Here is a 15,629-nt window from a genome sequence, read left to right as displayed (position 1 = left end):
TGAAGAAAGTTTTAAAACCAGTTATTAAAGGAGATTTTGAATATGTCACTATCAACAGAAGATTTCGATTACGACTTGCCGGAAGAACTAATTGCTCAAACACCAATTAAGAATCGTGACCAATCGAGACTTTTAGTCTTGGATCATGAAACAGGAAAGTATCAAGATAAGCATTTCTATGACATCTTGGATTACTTGAATCCAGGGGATGCTTTAGTTATGAACAATTCACGTGTCTTGCCAGCTCGTCTTTATGGAACCAAAGAAGACACTGATGGACACGAAGAAGTTTTGCTGCTCAATAATATTGAGGGCGATAAGTGGGAAGTTTTGATGAAGCCTGCTAAGCGTGCCAAAGTTGGAACTAAGGTGAAATTTGGCGATGATGATCAATTGGAAGCTGAAGTTCTCGAAAATTTGGAACATGGTGGCAAAATCATTGAATTTCATTATCAAGGTATCTTCATGGAGATTTTGGAGCAATTGGGTGAAATGCCTTTGCCTCCTTACATCAAAGAAAAACTTGATGACCCTGATCGATATCAAACAGTTTACGCCAAGGAAAATGGTTCTGCTGCTGCACCAACTGCTGGTTTGCACTGGACTAAGGACTTATTGAAAAAGGTTGAAGATAAGGGTGTCAAACTAGTTTACGTGACATTGCACGTTGGACTTGGTACCTTTAGACCAGTGACTGAAACTGATGTTGATAAACATGTGATGCATTCAGAATTTTATCGTTTGGATGAAGATTCAGCCAAGACTTTAAATGACGTCAAGAAAAACGGCGGCAAAATAGTAGCGACTGGAACTACTTCAATCAGAACCTTGGAGACGATTGGAACTAAGTTCAATGGCGAAATCAAGGCCGATAGTGGTTGGACAGACATCTTCATTAAACCGGGCTATCAATGGAAAGTGGTTGATGAATTCATTACGAATTTCCATTTGCCAAAATCAACTTTAGTTATGCTAGTGGCCGCATTTACTGGTCGAGAAAATATTTTGAACGCTTACCAACACGCTGTTGAGGAGAAGTATCGTTTCTTCAGTTTTGGTGATGCGATGTTCATTAAGTAGAGGAAAGTTATGGAACTAGCTGTAAAATATACATTAATCAAAAAGGAAAAACATACTGGAGCGCGCTTGGGTCAATTGGAAACACCCCATGGAACTTTTGAAACGCCAATGTTTATGCCTGTTGGAACTGAGGCTTCAGTTAAGAATATGGCCCCAGAAGATTTGGAAAAAATTGGAGCTTCAATAATCTTGTCGAATACCTATCACTTATGGTTACGTCCTGGTGAAGATATCGTTAAAGAAGCCGGTGGCTTGCATAAATTCATGAATTGGGATAAGGGTATTTTGACTGATTCTGGTGGATTTCAAGTCTTTTCACTAGCTAACAGGCGTGATATCACTGAGGCCGGTGTTCACTTCAAAAATCATTTGAACGGTCGTCGTGAATTCTTATCGCCTGAAAAAGCTATCAAGATTGAAAACTATTTAGGTCCAGATATCATGATGAGTTTAGACGAATGTCCACCATTTTTTGAAAGCTACGATTACATCAAAAAATCAGTGGCTAGAACTAGTCGTTGGGCCGAACGTGGCTTAAGAGCTCACCGTAATCCTGATTGGCAAGCGCTCTTTGGTATCGTTCAAGGTGCCGGCTTTGAAGACCTCAGAAAGCAAAGTGCCAGAGATTTAGTAAGCATGGATTTCCCTGGTTATTCGATTGGTGGTTTATCTGTTGGTGAATCGAAGACAGAAATGAATCGTGTGCTTGATTTCACTACACCAATGCTACCTGAAAATAAACCTCGTTATTTGATGGGAGTTGGTACTGCGGATTCCTTGATTGACGGCGTTATTAGAGGAATCGATATGTTCGATTGCGTCTTGCCAACGAGAATTGCCAGAAATGGTACTTGTATGACAACTCACGGTCGTTTGGTTGTTAAAAATGCCAAATATGCTCGTGATTTTCGACCAATCGATGAAGATTGCGATTGTTACGTTTGTCGTAATTATTCACGTGCTTACATTCGTCATTTGATTAATGCCAATGAATTATTTGGAACGCATTTGACTAGCTATCATAATTTGTACTTCTTGTTGAACTTGATGAAGGGTGTTCGTCAAGCAATTCGAGATGATAACTTATTAGAATTTAGAGAACATGTCTTTGAAGATTATGGTTTCAATAAAGAAAATGCAAAGAAATTTTAGAAGATTTTTATAAGAAAAATCTTGTATTATGGAAACAGATGAAAATCTCTGTTATCCTATAGTTATGCAAATTATTAAGAGGTGGAAAATTTGAATATGCTTACATTAGGCGCTGCAGCCGGTGGTGGATCAATGGGATTTATTATTCTTATTGTTGTGATGTTTGTTGGTATGTACTTTTTATCAATTCGTCCACAAAAGAAGCAACAACAAAAACGTCAAGAAATGCTTAGTGCTATGAACAAGGGTGACAAAGTCGTTACACTTGGTGGTATTAAGGGTGTTGTTGCATCAATCGATCGTGCAAGTAAAGAAGTTGTTGTTGATTGCGATGGAATTTATCTAACATTTGATTTGAATTTCATTCGTCGTGCAGAACCTGCTAACAAAGTTAGTGGAGCTACAAAAGACAGTGCTGCTAAACAACCTGAAAATACTGATAATAAAGATGCTGAAGCTGAAACAACAGAAGATGCACCAAAAGCTGAAACAACAGATGCTCCTAAAGATGATGCCGTTGCAGCTAAACCTGAAGTAAAATCAGAGCCAGAATCTAAAGAAGCACCAAAGACTGACGATGCTGTTAATGATGATACTAAAGACGAAACAAAGTAAATTAATAAAAAAGATTGAAACCTTGAGTTCCAATCTTTTTTATTTGGGTCAAAATAGGTTACCCTGTTATTTGTGAGGTGAAATGAAATGACTGAAAACGAACATAAAAAAGTTGTTCCAGAATCATTGAGTAAGAAATCTCAACAAAAACTAGAAGAAGTAAAAGAGCAACAAGGTTTTAAAACTAAAGAAGAAACAATTGAATATTTGAGAGGTTTCTGTCAACAAAAGTAAAATTTTTGACATCATTGATTTGCTTACAAATTGATGATGTTTTTTTAGTTTAAAAGGTCTTTATACTTGCCCTAAACCTCACTTTAAGGGGTATTATTTAAAGTGTTGATATTAAAAAGTTTCATAGATATAAAGTATTCAAATTATTGATGATTAATAAGTCAATTAAACAGATGTTTAAGTAGACATGTTGTAAAATATAAGTACATGATGCTTTCAAAGGAGTTAAAAAAATGGTTAAAGAGAAATCAGCAATATTTATTATTTTTGGGGGTTCCGGAGACCTAGCACATCGGAAACTTTATCCTTCTTTATTCCGATTATACAAATCAGGTTTTCTAAAGGATCACTTTGCTGTTATTGGAACAGCACGTCGTCCATGGAGTGATGATTATTTCCGCGAGACTGTTATCACTTCTTTGAAGGATTATTTTGATGATGATGAAGATGTTATGAAAGAATTCGCCAAACATTTTTACTATCAATCACACGATGTGAACGATTCAGAACATTATATTGCTTTGAAGAATTTGGCTGCTAAATTGGATGACCAGTTTGATTGCGGTCATAACCGTGTTTATTACATGGCTATTGCCCCAAGATTCTTTGGTACCGTAGCTGAACATATTAATTCTGAAGGTTTGAAAACTAGTGGCTACAATCGTCTAGTTATCGAAAAACCCTTTGGACGTGATTTAGATTCAGCTTGCGAGCTGAACGGAAATATTTCAAAGGCCTTTCCTGAAGATGATATTTATCGAATCGATCACTATTTAGGTAAGGAAATGGTACAAGATATTCCACATATCCGTGCCAATAACCCTACTTTTGAAAAAGCTATGAATAATAAATATGTTTCAAATATTCAAGTTACTTTAGCTGAATCGCTTGGTGTTGAAGATCGTGGCGGTTATTACGAAACGGCTGGAGTTTTAAGAGATATGGTTCAAAATCATATTATGCAAATTATTGGTGCTGTTGCTAGCGATGAACCTGATGCAACTGATGCTAAAGTTATTCACCAACACAAATGCGATCTCTTTGGTAGTTTGAAAGAACTTACACCAGAACAAGTTGATAAGAGTTTTGTTCGTGGTCAATATGACACTGACAAATTAGGCGAGAAAAAATCTTATCGTGAAGAAGATAAAGTAGCATCAGATTCTGAAATTGAAACATTTACAGCTGGTAAAATTGAATTTGAATCAAAGCGTTGGAGTGGCGTGCCATTCTATGTTCGTTCAGGTAAGAGATTGCCTGATAAGCAATCCCGTGTTGATATTGTCTTTAACGATAAGGTAGCTGATTTAGGAATTAGAGCTAATACCGTCGTTACTTTGTTGATTGAACAAATTGATGGTCAAAGTATTTTGATTAACGGCATCAATTATAAAGATTCTGGTCAAGATTTCATCAAATTCCCTGAAGAAGCTGAATTCAATCATGCCCGTGAAGCTTATGAAAGCTTAATTATTGATATTCTTTCAGGAAATCGTGTTCACTTTACGCTTTGGGATGAATTGAGAAGTACTTGGAAATATATCGACACTATTAGAGAACGTTGGGACAGTCAAACTCCCGAATTTCCTAATTACATTAGTGGAACAATGGGTCCTGATGCTGCCGAAATGCTATTAGAACGTGATGGTAATACTTGGATCTGGGACTAAGGGTGGTGTGAGTCATCTTTTTAAAAATACCAATTAAAATTGAAGAAAATCGAAAAATCATCCATGTTGACATGGATGCTTTTTTCGCGTCTGTGGAAGAAAGAGAACATCCCGAATACAAAAAGAAATGTTTAATTGTTGCCCAAGACCCTAGAAAGCACAACCATCACGGGGTTGTGACAACTGCAAATTATAATGCTCGAAAATACGGTGCTCATTCAGCTATGCCAGCTCAACAAGCGGTTGAATTAATACCTAAGAGCAAATTGGTGATTTCTCCACCTAATTTTGAATTGTATCGACAAGTATCCGACCAAATTCATGCTATCTTTTCAGATGTAACTGATAATTATCAAACGGTAGCCTTAGATGAAGCCTATCTTGATGTAACCGAAAATAAATTACATGAAACAAATACCATTAAAATTGCCAGTTATATCCAACAAAGAATCGTTAAAGAAACTCGCTTAACTTGTTCAGTTGGGATTTCCTACAATAAATTTTTAGCGAAGATGGCTTCAGATTATCGCAAGCCGTTTGGTCGGACGATTATTTTGGGAAAATATGCCAAAGAATTTCTCAAACCAATTCCGATTGAAAAATTCAATGGTATCGGAAAAGCTATGCAGGAAAAGCTCCATGACTTAGGAATCTATACTGGTGAAGACTTGCAAAATATGGACCAAGATGCCTTTTTGAAGAAGTTTGGTAAAATGGGGTATGTAATTTACAAACGAGTCCACGGAATTGACGACTCTCCAGTACAAGGGCACCGGTTGCGCAAATCAATTGGTCGAGAACGCACTTATAATCGAAATTTAGTCACGGAAGAACAGATTGACTACGAATTAGATTTTCTGGCTGAAATGGTCAGTCAAGATTTAAAGAATAAACGACAACATGGCAAGACGGTCGTCCTGAAATTGAGAAATTCCGAATTTGAAACGATTACTAGACGAATGAGTTTCCAAGATTATGTGCAAACAAAAAGCGATATTTATCGTGTTGCCAAGGATATTTATGATAAATTAAAGGTGACTGATCAAAAAATTCGCTTATTGGGGATTACCGTTACTAATTTGGATCCTTTATCTTACGAAGAAGTTTCTTTGGATTTGTCTTATAAGGAGGACAACTTTTATGAATAGCTTTGCCGAAATAATTGCAACAATTAAAAAATATGATAGAATTATCATCCTACGTCATCAAAACCCTGATCCTGATGCATTGGGATCACAAGCAGGTTTAGCAACAACGATTCATCAAGCTTTTCCCGAGAAAAAAGTTTTAATTGGGGGAAATAATACAGAAGGTCTCAAATGGCTTAGTACAGTTGATGAAGTAACTGATGCAGACTATCAAGATGCTTTGGTTATCGTCACTGATACAGCTAATCGACCAAGAATCGATGATCAACGTTTTGATGATGGAGCTTTCTTAATCAAAATCGATCATCATCCTAACGATGATGCTTATGGAGATCAATTATTCGTTAACACAGATGCCAGTTCTAGTTCAGAAATTATTGCTGATTTGATTGCAAGCAGTTCCGACTTAGAATTAACTAAGGAAGTTGCTTACTATCTATATGCAGGGATTGTTGGCGATACAGGCCGTTTCTTGTATCCTGCCACAACTCAACACACGATGGAAGTCGGTGGCAAATTCATCGCCTTAGGTGTCGATACGGCGGCTATCAACAATAAAATGAATGAAATTACTTTGAAACAGGCTAAATTGCAAGGAGTCCTCTTCGATATTCTACAAATCGATGACTCAGGAGCAGCTTATGCAGTGATTGACCTCGACTTAATGAAGAAGTTAGGCATCAATCAAGAACAAGCTAACTCAGTAGTTTCAACTCCAGGACGTCTTAAAGAAGTTCGCTCATGGATGGAAGCTGTTCAAAAAGATGATGGCACATTTAGAATGCACTTGCGTTCTCAAGGACCAATCATCAATGAATTAGCTAAAGAGCATGATGGTGGCGGACACCCACTAGCAAGTGGCGCAACCGCAAAAGACTTGGCAGAAGTTAAACAAATGTTTGAAGAATTGAAAGAAATCGTAGCTAAATATAACCAGAAGGGTGAATAGATGACTAAATTTTCACAATACAATTTTAATGATGCAATCAATAAATCATTAAAAGAAATTAATTTTGAGGAACCAACTAAGGTTCAGGAGGCTGTAATATCTTTAGTTAATAAGAAAAAAGATATTATCGTTCAATCCGAAACCGGTTCAGGTAAAACTCACGCATTCCTGCTACCTTCAATGAATGCATTGACTAAGGATCAAGAAGTTCAGCTCCTTATCGCTACTCCCAGTCGAGAATTGGCTTATCAGATCTATGAAGATACGCAAGCTATTTTAAAGAATTATCCTGAAGAATATAATGCCTTTATCTTTGTTGGTGGGGCAGACCGTGACCGTCAAAAGAGAAAGTTGGCAGCTCACCAACCACAAATCGCAATTGGAACTCCCGGACGTTTATGGGATTTGATTCGTGAAAATGATTTACACGTTGAAAATGTTCAAAGATATGTAATTGATGAAGCTGATATGACTTTGGATATGGGCTTTTTACAAGAAGTTGACAATATCACTGAGAAGTTGCCAGAAGACCGTGAAATGATGGTCTTTTCAGCTACTATTCCTCAAAAACTTGAACCATTTTTGAAGAAGTATATGCATGGTCCTAAACGTGTTGAAATCACATCAGGAACGATTATTCCGAAAAATGTTGACAATTGGTTGATGTTCACTCATGGACGCGATAAGAATGAAATCATTTATCGCTTAATGACAATGGGTGAACCATACTTAGTTTTAGTTTTCGCTAATACTAAAAAAACTGTTGATACGATTTACAATTATTTACGCAATAAAGGCTTGAAAGTCGCTCGGATTCATGGTGGCTTGACTCCTAGAGAACGTAAAAGAACTATGAAACAAGTTGAAAATATGGATTATCAATTCGTCGTTGCAACAGATTTAGCTGCTCGTGGAATTGATATCAATGGTGTTTCCCATGTTATCAATGCGGAAATCCCTGATGACTTGGACTTTTTCATTCACCGTGTTGGTAGAACTGGCCGTAACAAAATGTCAGGAATTGCCATTACTTTATATGATCCAGGTGAGGAAAATAAAATTGCCGATATTGAACACATGGGCATCAAATTCGTTGATAAAGATATCAAGAATGGTGAAGTAGTCGATGTTAAGGAACGTGACCGTCGAGTAAACCGTAAGGCTGACCAAGAGAAACTTGATACTAAGCTAGTTGGTTTCGTTAAGAAACAAAAAACTAAGAAAAAGCCTGGCTACAAGAATAAGATTAAAAAAGCAATCAATGAAGAACGTCGTCAACAAAGAAAAGTTCGTATCAGACAAGATCGTCGTCGCGAACGTGATGCAAGACGTAAAAAGAATAAAGATTAGTCAAAAATTATAAATATTGACAATTTTTGAGTTGATGGTTAATATTTTCTTTGGATATATCTTGTGTTAGATATTTTAAGAGAAGGCTAGATGGTGAGAAAGCCTAAATATTTAAGATAAAGATGCTGCCAATTTAAATTGTAGATAATATTTTTGAGAGGCTAACGAGAATCGTTGCAAACAAGGTGGTACCGCGCAGTGGCGTCCTTGGAATTGCAGCGATTTTGTGTTTTTTTAGGGGAGATAAAATGAAAAATTTATCAAGTGCTGAAATAAGAAAAATGTTTTTAGACTTTTTCCAGACAAAAGGTCACATGATTGAACCCAGTGCATCATTGATACCACACGATGATCCAACTTTGTTGTGGATTAATTCTGGTGTTGCTACTTTAAAGAAGTATTTTGATGGTACCGTTGTACCTAAGAATCCACGGATTACTAATGCTCAAAAATGTATCAGAACGAATGATATCGAAAATGTTGGTAAGACAGCTCGTCACCAAACCTTTTTTGAAATGCTTGGTAATTTCTCAGTTGGTGATTACTTTAAAAAAGAAGTTATTCCTTGGGCATTTGAATTTTTAACAAGTCCTGAATGGATTGGTATGGATAAAGATAAGATGTATGTGACAACTTATCCTAAAGATACTGAAACTCAAAAACTATGGGCTGAAGTGGGAATTCCTGAAGACCATATTCTAAAGAATGAAGATAATTTCTGGGATATTGGTGAAGGTCCTTGTGGTCCTGATTCCGAAATCTTTTATGACCGTGGTCAAGAATTTAATAACCTTTCAGAAGATGACCCTGAAAATTATCCTGGTGGCGAAAATGAACGTTACCTTGAAGTTTGGAATATTGTCTTTTCAGAATTAAATCACTTGCCAAATGGTCAATACGTTGAACAGCCTCATAAAAACATTGATACGGGGATGGGTCTAGAACGTCTAGTATCAATTGTTCAAGGAACAAGAACAAACTTTGAAACTGATTTGTTCATGCCTTTGATTGAAGATGTTGGTCAATTGTGCAATAAGAAGTATGGCGAAAATGCTGAAGATGATATTTCATTTAAGATTATTGCCGATCACGCTAGAACGGTTTCTTTTGCGGTTGGCGATGGAGCTTTGCCTTCAAATGAAGGACGTGGCTACGTTATCAGAAGATTGATTAGACGTGCAGTTTTGAATGGTAAGAAGTTAGGCGTCAATGGTCCTTTCTTGTATAGATTAGTTCCAATCGTTGGTAAAATTATGGAAAGTTATTATCCAGAAGTTAGCCAACAACAAGAATTTATTGCTAAAACGATTCAACAAGAAGAAAAACGCTTTTCAGAAACACTCGATGCTGGTCTAGCACTATTGAATGGTGTGATTAGTGATCTTCGTAAAGAAAAACAAACTGTTATTGACGGAGCTAGTGCTTTCAAACTTTATGATACTTATGGCTTCCCTATGGAACTTACTCGTGAGTATGCTGAAGATGAAGGCTTGAGCGTCGATGAAGCAGGCTTCAAAGAAAACATGGAAGCTCAAAAGCAACGTGCTCGTGATGCTCGTGGCAATTTACAATCAATGGGTATGCAAGATGAAACTTTGATGGAAATCAAGACCCCTAGTGAGTTTGTCGGTTATGATCACAATGAAACTCAAAGCAATTTGAAGAATATCATTGCTGATGACAAGGAAGTTAAAACAATTGCTGAAGGTCAAGCACAATTAGTCTTTGATAAGACTCCTTTTTATGCTGAAATGGGTGGTCAAGTTGCCGATGCCGGTAATATTTATGACTTAAAAGGCAATCAAGTTGCTGAAGTTGTTGATGTTCAACATGCTCCTAATGGTCAAAATATCCACGTGGTAAATGTTATGTCAGAGATTTCAGTTGATACTGACTACAAATTGGAAATTGATGTTGATTTTCGTGAAAAGGTTCGTCACAATCACACTGCAACTCACTTATTGGATCAAGCTTTACGTGATGTTGTCAGTTCCAGAACGCACCAAGCAGGATCATTAGTTGAGCCTGATTACTTACGATTTGATTTTAATAGCAATGCTGCTTTGACAGATGAACAAATCAGTCAATTGGAAAAAATCGTTAATGAAAAGATTTGGGCTGCTATTCCAGTTAAAACAGAAGTTTTGCCAATTGAAGAGGCTAAGAAGAAAAAGGGTGCAATTGCCTTATTCAGTGAAAAGTATGGCGACAAGGTCCGCGTTGTTGAAATCGATGATTATTCAACTGAATTTTGTGGAGGAACACATGCCCACAATACTTCTGAATTAGGACTTTTCAAGATTACTTCTGAATCAGCTATTGGTTCTGGTACAAGAAGAATTGAAGCTGTCACAGGTGAAGAAGCCTTTGAATATTTGAATGAACAATTACAATTGTTACAAGAAACTGCTAAGAATTTGAAAGTTAATCAACTAAAAGACGTTCCAGCTAGAGCAAACCAAATGGTCGATGAGATTAAAGAACTCAAGCGAGACAATCAAAATCTTAAGACTCAATTGACAACTCAAAAAGCTGATGAAGTCTTCGATAATGTTGAGGAAATCAATGGATATAAAGTTATTTCAAACATTATTCCTACTGATATGGCAACATTAAGACAATTAGCCGATACTTGGAAAAATGATGCTAAATCTGATATTTTGGTACTTGGCGCAAGTGGCGATAAAAAAGCTAGTTTAGTCGTGGCTGTAAATCAAGCTACACAAGCAAAAGGCGTTAAGGCTGGAGATTTAGTTAAAAAAATATCTAAGGAAATTCAAGGTGGCGGCGGTGGCCGTCCAGATATGGCGCAAGCTGGTGGGAAAAATCCTGCTGGTTTAACAAATGCGTTACAATTAGCCAAAGATATTATTAAATCTTATTAAAGTGGGCTATAATTGAAATGAAGCTATTCAGTCACTTAAATTTTAGTTATATGGAGGTTTGCCATGAGTTCACTTGATAAAACTATGAGTTTTGACTTTAATGAGAATAAAGGCAAAGATGTTAAAGAAACACTGCAAAGTGTTTATCAGTCACTAGAAGAAAAGGGTTATAATCCAATTAATCAAATTGTTGGTTACTTACTTTCTGGTGACCCAGCATACATTCCACGACACAATGATGCCCGTAATTTGATTTTGAAACATGAAAGAGACGAGATAATTGAAGAATTAGTTAAGAGTTATCTCAACCAAGGTAAATAAATGAGATTATTAGGTTTAGATGTTGGTTCACGTACTGTCGGAGTTGCCTGTAGCGATCTTTTAGGCTGGACAGCTCAGGGAGTAGAAATTATTCGTATTAACGAAGATAAAGAAGAATTTGGCTTGGATCGTCTTGGCGAAATAATTGAGGCAAAAAAAGCAACCGGAGTTGTTTTGGGCTTGCCCAAAAATATGAATAATACTGAGGGACCAAGAGTGGAAAAATCTCGCGAGTATGGCAAAATGGTAGAAGATAGATTCCATTTGCCAATCGATTTTATTGACGAACGCTTAACAACAGTTCAAGCTGAAAGAATGCTGATTGATGAAGCTGACGTTTCACGCAAGAAACGTAAAAAAGTCATCGATAAGATTGCTGCGGAAATGATTCTACAAAATTATCTTGATGCTAAAGGTAAACTAACACGAAATTAAGGTGATAAATATGAATGAAAAACAACCACCAAAAGATTTAGATGAAGTTATTTTAAGTGATGATGAAGGCAATAAAGAAGTTTACAAAATTCTTTTTACTTTTGATTCCGATGATTATGGTAAATCATATGTCTTCTTGTATCCTAAGGAATCTGAGGATTCAGATGAGATTGAAGTTCAAGCATTTTCATTTTCACCAGATGAAAATGGCGATGTTGATGCTGGCGAATTGAATCCGATTGAAGATCCAGATGAATGGGATATGGTTCAAGAGGTATTGAACACCTTCACAAGTGACGAGGAATAAGATAAAACAATAACGATTGGCGCAAGCCAATCGTTTGGTTTTATGGTCAGTTCATAATATGATTTTAAATACGCTTTTTAGCATGAATGAAGTAAGGGGAAATAATGCTTAGTCTGTTACTTATTTTACTTTTGATTTATGGTTTTTATATTGGTGCCCGCCGTGGTTTAGCCATGGAGACATTTTATGCAGTTGGTTACGTAGTATTTTTTGCTTTGGCCTTAGTGTCATTTAAGTTTTTAGGCCCAAAATTTGAAATGCTCGTACCATATCCATCTGCTAATTTAGGCAGTGAATTTGCCTTTTTCTCAACAAAAGTTGGTATGGAACTAGACAATGCATTTTACCGTGCCTTTGCGTTTATATTTGTTTGTTTCATTGGCTGGATTATCATGCGCTTTTTAGGGCTATATTTTAAAAAGTTAACGTATTTTCCGATGTACAATGATATAAATGTTTTGAGTGGAGGAATTATTGCCTTCGTCGTAACTTATGTAAGTATCTTTATGGTCTTATTATTGTTAGCGATGATTCCAGTAGTTGGTATCCAACACGCTTTGCAACATTCTTTTGTGGCTTCAACAATGATTAAGAGTACGCCTGTTTTGACAGGTTTACTTAGTCATTTGTGGATAGGTGCCGCATAACTTTTAGACTGGGACAATTTGTTTCAGTCTTATTTTGTAATAGGAGAGATTGATGAATAATAAAGCTTTGAAAGTATTGGAATTTGACAAGATCAAAGCTGAAATTGCCAAATATCTGATTACAACACGTGGGAAAACTCTCTTAAAAAAATTAATGCCAATGTCGGTTGAATCAATCGTTCAAAGACTGATTGATCAAACCAAAGATGGAGCCGATATTATTCGTATTAAGGGGGAAATCCCAGTTCGAAAATTAGCTGATTTGCATGATGAAGCTAATCGTTTAAAAAAAGACGGAAATTTGAACGGAACAGAATTGGCTGCTATTGGACAAGTTCTGAAAAATACTAGTGAATTAAAAGAATTCTTTGAAGATTTAAAAGATGATCAAGTTGATTTGCGTCAGTTGTATCATTTGAATGATGATTTGATCGATAATCCTAAGTTGACTAAATTGTTGGCTCGTTCATTGGATGAAACGGGTCGAGTTTTAGATACAGCTTCTGAAGATTTGAAATATATCAGAAATCATATCGGCAAATTAAATGACCAAATCAGACAAACGATGAATCAGTTTACGCGTGGTAAAAATACCAAATATTTAACTGAACCTATCGTGACTTTACGTGATGACCGTTTTGTTATCCCTGTTAAAACTGAATACAAGACGAGATTTGGTGGAGTTGTCCATGACCAAAGTGCCAGTGGGCAAACTCTTTACGTTGAACCACAAGCAGTCGTCGGTCTAAATAATCAACTGCACGAAGCTCAAGTTTCAGAACGTTCTGAAGAGAATCGGATTTTAAATAATCTATCTAATTTAGTTCGTCCTGAAATCAATGAAATTGTTAAAAATAATGAAGTTTTAGCTCAGTTTGACTTAATTAACGCTAAAGCTAAGTATGCTAAAGAAATTAAAGCCACTGAACCAATTATTTCTGATGACCATACAGTTGACTTGTATAATGCTAAACACCCACTGATCGACCCTGATAAAGTCGTCGCCAATGATATTAAAATGGGCAATGGCTACAAGACGATGCTCATTACCGGTCCTAATACAGGTGGTAAGACTATCACCATGAAAACTCTTGGATTGATTCAATTAATGGCTCAAGCAGGACTCTTTATTCCTGCTCGTGAAGAAAGTGAAGTTGCCGTTTTTGACGAGGTTTTCGTCGATATTGGTGATGAGCAATCAATCGAACAAAATTTAAGTACGTTCTCATCTCACATGGATAATATTATTAATATCATTCACAAAGTATCAGAACACAGCTTAGTCTTGATTGATGAATTAGGTGCCGGAACTGATCCTCAAGAAGGTGCTGCCATTGCGATTGCAATTTTGGAAAAATTATCAGTTTCAAAATGTTATATTATGGCAACGACTCATTATCCAGAATTGAAAATCTATGCTTATAATGCACCTGATACAATCAATGCCAGCATGGAATTTGACGATGAATCGCTTAAACCTACATATCGCTTGTTGATAGGGATTCCTGGTGCAAGTAATGCCTTTAATATTGTGGCTCGTTTAGGAATGGATCGAAGCGTAGTTGACCGTGGACAGGCTTTGATGGATGGCGAGAGTCAAGATTTGAATAATATGATTGCTGATTTGGAAGATCGTCGTAAAGAATTTGAACAAAAAAATGACCAGTTGAAGATTCAATTGGACAAAAATAAAGGCGTTCAAAAAGAATACGAAAAGAAACGTGATGATCTCGATAAATCGAAGAATTCTGAAATTCAAGCTTCTAAGGTTCGAGCTAATCAAATCGTTGCTAAAGCCAAAAAGGAATCAGATAAGATTATTGACCAGTTGCACAAGATGCAACGTGACGGCGTAGCTGTTAAGGAAGATCAAATCATTGCGGCTAAGACTGGCCTTAAGAACTTGCATCAAGATGATTCAGTCAAAAAGAATCGAGTTTTGCGTCGGAATAAACGTCGTCAACAATTAAAAGTTGGCGACCATGTTAAATCCTTGCAGTACGACCAAATTGGGACAATTGTTAGAAAAGACAAGAATGATCAATTTGAAGTACAATTAGGTATCTTAAAAATGAAATTTGCGGCTGACGAACTAGAAAAGGTCAAAAATGTTGAACCAGAACCTGAAAAGAAACCAACCATGGTTAAGAGAACTAAGAGTTCAGGACTTTCTAGCAAGTTAGATTTACGTGGCAAACGTTATGAAGAAGCTATGTCGGAATTAGATTCATATATTGATTCAGCTTTATTGGCTGGTTATAATCAAGTAACAATCGTTCATGGCTTTGGTACTGGCGTTATCAGAAAGGGAGTTACCAACTATTTGCGCAGAAATCCGCGTGTTAAATCATTTGGATATGCTCCTGCCAGCTCTGGTGGTTCCGGTGCTACAATCGTAGATTTGTAGATTAAGCAAAAACTTTTTAAAGATTAGGCATTAATGATAATATTTATTTTGTTAAAGGAGTGATTATAATGGTTGATGAAGTAACAGATAAGAATTTTGAAGAAGAAACAAAAGATGGTGTCGTCTTAGTCGACTTTTGGGCAACTTGGTGTGGTCCATGTCGCATGCAATCACCTGTAGTTGAAGATCTATCTGAGGATGATGATTCAGTTAAGTTCTTGAAGATGGATGTTGATGCTAACCCTGATACACCAAAGAAATTTGGAATTATGGCAATTCCAACGCTACTCGTTAAAAAAGATGGCGAAGTAGTTGATAAATTAACTGGTTTCCGTAACAAAGCTCAATTAGCAAAAGTTTTGGACAGTTATTCTGATTAATAAATAAGTTCCATAGTTATTAGAAGTGAATCTAGTAATTATGGAACTT

General features: G+C 36.4%; 15 protein-coding genes. All 15 read left to right on the top strand.

The features are described 5' to 3' along the window. The first annotated feature begins 42 nt into the window (after positions 1-42). The 15 genes from queA to trxA all read left to right on the top strand — a co-directional run bounded on the left by queA (position 43) and on the right by trxA (position 15,580). A complete protein-coding gene (gene queA / locus FHL06_RS09285) occupies positions 43-1,080 on the top strand; it encodes a tRNA preQ1(34) S-adenosylmethionine ribosyltransferase-isomerase QueA (protein WP_153385974.1) in 1,038 nt (345 codons plus the stop codon). Positions 1,081-1,089: 9 nt separating this feature from the next. After that, on the top strand, positions 1,090-2,232 hold the full coding sequence (gene tgt / locus FHL06_RS09280) for a tRNA guanosine(34) transglycosylase Tgt (protein WP_153385972.1): 1,143 nt from the start codon (positions 1,090-1,092) through the stop codon (positions 2,230-2,232). Between the two features lie 96 nt (positions 2,233-2,328). Continuing rightward, complete coding sequence (gene yajC / locus FHL06_RS09275; protein WP_153385996.1) at positions 2,329-2,847, top strand: preprotein translocase subunit YajC; 519 nt, start codon at positions 2,329-2,331, stop codon at positions 2,845-2,847. Between the two features lie 87 nt (positions 2,848-2,934). Further along, the gene (locus FHL06_RS09270) at positions 2,935-3,081 is read left to right on the top strand and encodes a hypothetical protein (protein ID WP_153385970.1); all 147 of its coding nucleotides are present in this window, start codon (positions 2,935-2,937) and stop codon (positions 3,079-3,081) included. Between the two features lie 233 nt (positions 3,082-3,314). Further along, positions 3,315-4,751: a glucose-6-phosphate dehydrogenase gene (zwf, locus tag FHL06_RS09265; RefSeq protein WP_153385969.1), complete on the top strand. Its 1,437-nt coding sequence runs from the start codon at positions 3,315-3,317 to the stop codon at positions 4,749-4,751. Between the two features lie 14 nt (positions 4,752-4,765). Next, entirely contained in the window at positions 4,766-5,899 is a 1,134-nt protein-coding gene (gene dinB, locus FHL06_RS09260; protein WP_337692550.1) for a DNA polymerase IV, read from the top strand. Next, on the top strand, positions 5,892-6,848 hold the full coding sequence (locus FHL06_RS09255) for a DHH family phosphoesterase (protein ID WP_153385965.1): 957 nt from the start codon (positions 5,892-5,894) through the stop codon (positions 6,846-6,848). The genes dinB and FHL06_RS09255 overlap by 8 nt, the downstream gene beginning before the upstream one ends. After that, positions 6,849-8,198, top strand: coding sequence for a DEAD/DEAH box helicase (locus tag FHL06_RS09250; RefSeq protein WP_153385963.1), 1,350 nt, complete (start codon positions 6,849-6,851; stop codon positions 8,196-8,198). A gap of 248 nt (positions 8,199-8,446) precedes the next feature. Continuing rightward, entirely contained in the window at positions 8,447-11,083 is a 2,637-nt protein-coding gene (gene alaS / locus FHL06_RS09245; protein ID WP_153385961.1) for an alanine--tRNA ligase, read from the top strand. A gap of 63 nt (positions 11,084-11,146) precedes the next feature. Beyond that, positions 11,147-11,404 (top strand): IreB family regulatory phosphoprotein, encoded by a 258-nt coding sequence (locus FHL06_RS09240; protein ID WP_010018752.1) that lies wholly within the window; start codon positions 11,147-11,149, stop codon positions 11,402-11,404. Further along, positions 11,405-11,839, top strand: coding sequence for a Holliday junction resolvase RuvX (ruvX, locus tag FHL06_RS09235; RefSeq protein WP_153385959.1), 435 nt, complete (start codon positions 11,405-11,407; stop codon positions 11,837-11,839). A 10-nt stretch (positions 11,840-11,849) separates the two neighbouring features. Continuing rightward, on the top strand, positions 11,850-12,146 hold the full coding sequence (locus FHL06_RS09230) for a DUF1292 domain-containing protein (RefSeq protein ID WP_153385957.1): 297 nt from the start codon (positions 11,850-11,852) through the stop codon (positions 12,144-12,146). A gap of 104 nt (positions 12,147-12,250) precedes the next feature. Continuing rightward, positions 12,251-12,793: a CvpA family protein gene (locus tag FHL06_RS09225; RefSeq protein ID WP_153385955.1), complete on the top strand. Its 543-nt coding sequence runs from the start codon at positions 12,251-12,253 to the stop codon at positions 12,791-12,793. Positions 12,794-12,845: 52 nt separating this feature from the next. After that, positions 12,846-15,200: an endonuclease MutS2 gene (locus FHL06_RS09220; protein WP_153385953.1), complete on the top strand. Its 2,355-nt coding sequence runs from the start codon at positions 12,846-12,848 to the stop codon at positions 15,198-15,200. A 68-nt stretch (positions 15,201-15,268) separates the two neighbouring features. Next, positions 15,269-15,580 carry a thioredoxin gene (trxA, locus tag FHL06_RS09215; RefSeq protein ID WP_153385951.1) on the top strand — a complete coding sequence of 104 codons (312 nt, stop codon included), beginning with the start codon at positions 15,269-15,271 and terminating at the stop codon, positions 15,578-15,580. Positions 15,581-15,629 lie beyond the last annotated feature (49 nt).

Origin of the sequence: Companilactobacillus halodurans, assembly GCF_009600985.1 — a bacterium.
Taxonomy (GTDB): Bacteria; Bacillota; Bacilli; order Lactobacillales; family Lactobacillaceae; genus Companilactobacillus; species Companilactobacillus halodurans.
The sequence above is the reverse complement of the archived record's forward strand: the minus strand, read 5'-3'. Positions and strand labels throughout refer to the sequence as shown.